Source organism: Streptomyces sp. NPDC047072, from assembly GCF_040643855.1.
Lineage (GTDB): Bacteria > Actinomycetota > Actinomycetes > Streptomycetales > Streptomycetaceae > Streptomyces.
Genome location: NZ_JBEYVC010000350.1, coordinates 1 through 2,577 on the forward strand (window position 1 = coordinate 1; position 2,577 = coordinate 2,577).

At 72.4% G+C, this 2,577-nt stretch carries 2 protein-coding genes; one reads left to right on the plus strand and one right to left on the minus strand.

Translation table 11 applies throughout. From position 1 onward, the window contains the following. Window positions 1-115 precede the first annotated feature (115 nt). Window positions 116-1,771, minus strand: coding sequence for a DNA alkylation response protein (locus ABZ896_RS52505; RefSeq protein ID WP_360946569.1), 1,656 nt, complete (start codon window positions 1,769-1,771; stop codon window positions 116-118). Window positions 1,772-1,836: 65 nt separating this feature from the next. Here ABZ896_RS52505 and ABZ896_RS52510 point away from each other — a divergent pair. Beyond that, on the plus strand, window positions 1,837-2,577 hold a 741-nt coding region (locus tag ABZ896_RS52510; protein WP_360946572.1), incomplete at its 3' end, for a hypothetical protein.

The window sequence follows — 2,577 nt, forward strand, 5'->3', positions numbered from 1 at the left end:
GTCGTCATGAGCGCACCCCCATCGGCAGCGCGGCACACACCGCGTCCAGGACGGACGCGTACGGCGTGCCGAAGTCGGCAGACAAGGCCGGCCGGCAGGGGGCGTCCGTCGGGGCTCAGTTCCCGCCGGGCAGCGCCCGTTCGAGGATCGTGCCCAGGTCGGCGGCGTCCGGCAGCGTGCCGAACGCGTGCCCCCAGTCGCCGCCGAGCCGGGTCGCGCAGAAGGCGTCGGCCACCGCGGCCGGGGCGTGCCGGACGAGCAGGGAGGCCTGAAGCGTCAGCGCCATGTGCTCCACGAGCCGTCGGGCACCGGCCTCGGACACCGTGGTCAACAGCTGCTTGAGCCGGGCCACCGCCGCGTCCAGGCGGGCGTCCGTCCCCTCGGCCAGGGCGAGTTCGCCGAACAGGGCCTCCGCGGTGGCCCGGTCCCGGCGCAACGCCCGCAGGACGTCGAGGGCGTTGACGTTCCCCGACCCCTCCCAGATCGACAGCAGGGGAGCCTCCCGGTAGTGCCGGGGCATGCCCGACTCCTCGACGTACCCGTTGCCGCCGAGGCACTCCAGGGCCTCCGCGGTGAACGCGGGCCCCCGCTTGGTGACCCAGTACTTCCCCACCGCCGTGGCGATCCGCCGGAACGAGGCCTCGCCGGCGTCCCCGCGCACGGCCCGGTCGGCGGCGCCCGCCAGCCGCAGGGTGAGCGTGGTGGCCGCCTCGGACTCCAGCGCCAGATCGGCCAGGACGTTGCGCATCAACGGCTGGTCCACGAGCCGCGCCCCGAAGGCGCTGCGATGCCGGACATGGTGCCCCGCCTCGACGAGCGTCTTGCGCATCAGGGTCGCCGACATCATCACGCAGTCCAGCCGTGTGCAGTTGACCATCTCGATGATGGTCTTCACGCCGTGCCCCTCCGGCCCGACCAGCCAGGCCACCGTTCCGTCGAACTCCGGCTCGGAGGAGGCGTTCGAGCGGTTGCCGAGCTTCTCCTTGAGGCGCTGGATGCGGAAGGCGTTGCGGCTGCCGTCGGGCAGGACCCGCGGCACGAAGAAGCACGACAGGCCTTCGGGTGCCTGGGCCAGCACCAGGAACACGTCGCACATCGGCGCCGACGTGAACCATTTGTGGCCGCGCAGGGTGTACACGCCCGGCTCGGCGGTGGGCGTGGCGACCGTGGTGTTGGTCCGGACGTCGGAACCGCCCTGCTTCTCGGTCATCCCCATGCCCGCGAGCAGCCCGCGCTTCTCGGTCGGCACCGCCAGCGCGGGCTCGTACTCGCGGCCGGTCAGCAGAGGTTCGTAGACCTTCGCCAGCTCCGGCTGGCGGCGCAGCGCGGGGATCGCCGCGTATGTCATCGACGTCGGGCAGCCATGCCCTGCTTCCGTGTGTCCCCACACCAGCCCGCCCGCCGTACGGACGACATGGGCGCCCGGTCGCGCGTCCGCCCAGGGTGCGCCGGCCAGCCCCTCGGCCACCGCCGTCCGCATCAGGTGGTGCCAGCTCGGATGGAAGTCGACCTCGTCGATCCGGTTGCCGTAGCGGTCGTGGGTCCGCAGTTCGGGCTCATGGCGATTGGCCAGATCCGCCCACTCCTGGGCCTCGGCGCTGCCGGCCCGCAGACCGAGCCGCCGTATGTCCTCCTCGGCCCAGCCCGCGCCCTCCCGTCGGAGCCCTTCCAGCAGGACCGGGTCGTCGGAGGCGTCGTAAGGGGCCAGGGGAGGGGCCTGGTTGGTGACGTCGTGCGTCGCGTGGCCCTGGGGCGTCGATGTCGAGACCATAGGACGAGTGTTGCACTCTCACTGCGATCGTAGCAATGATGCAATACGGCATACAGTACGTGACCATGCGGACGAACCCGAGAACGGACCTGGAGCTGCGCCCGCTGTCCGCCCGGTCGGTCGTCCTCAGCCTGCTGCTGGGCCTGCATCCGCCGGAGATGCCGGTGAAGGAGCTGGTACGCGGCGTGGAGCCGTTCGGGGTCGGCGGCTCCACCGTCAGGGCCGCGCTCAGCCGGATGGTGGCCGCCGGCGACCTGCGCCGCACCGACACCGTCTACCGCCTCAGCGACCGGCTGCTGGAGCGCCAGCGCCGTCAGGACGACGCCGTGCATCCCCGCACGCGCGCGTGGGACGGCGACTGGGAGATGCTCGTCGTCACGGCGACCGGCCGGGGCCCCGCGGAACGGGCCGACCTGCGCACCCGGCTGACCGTCCTGCGCCTGGCCGAACTCCGCGAAGGCGTCTGGCTGCGCCCCGCCAATCTCCTACGCCCCCTGCCGGACGGCCTGGACCAGGTGGCCCAGCACTACACCGCCCGCCCGGACCGGCCCGCGGGCGAACTCGCAGCGAGCCTCTGGGACCTCGACACCTGGTCGGCCACGGGCCGGGCCCTGCTCGACCATGCCTCCCGTACCGACGGCCCGGCGGACCGCTTCACCGCCTTCGCGGCCGTCGTACGGCATCTGCTGGCCGACCCCGTCCTGCCCGTTTCCTATGCTGTTCCTTCGAACTGCCATGCGTCAGAAAGGGATTCGGGCGTGCCGTTGCACAAGGACGACCCGAAGTCGGTCGGGGGGTATCGGCTG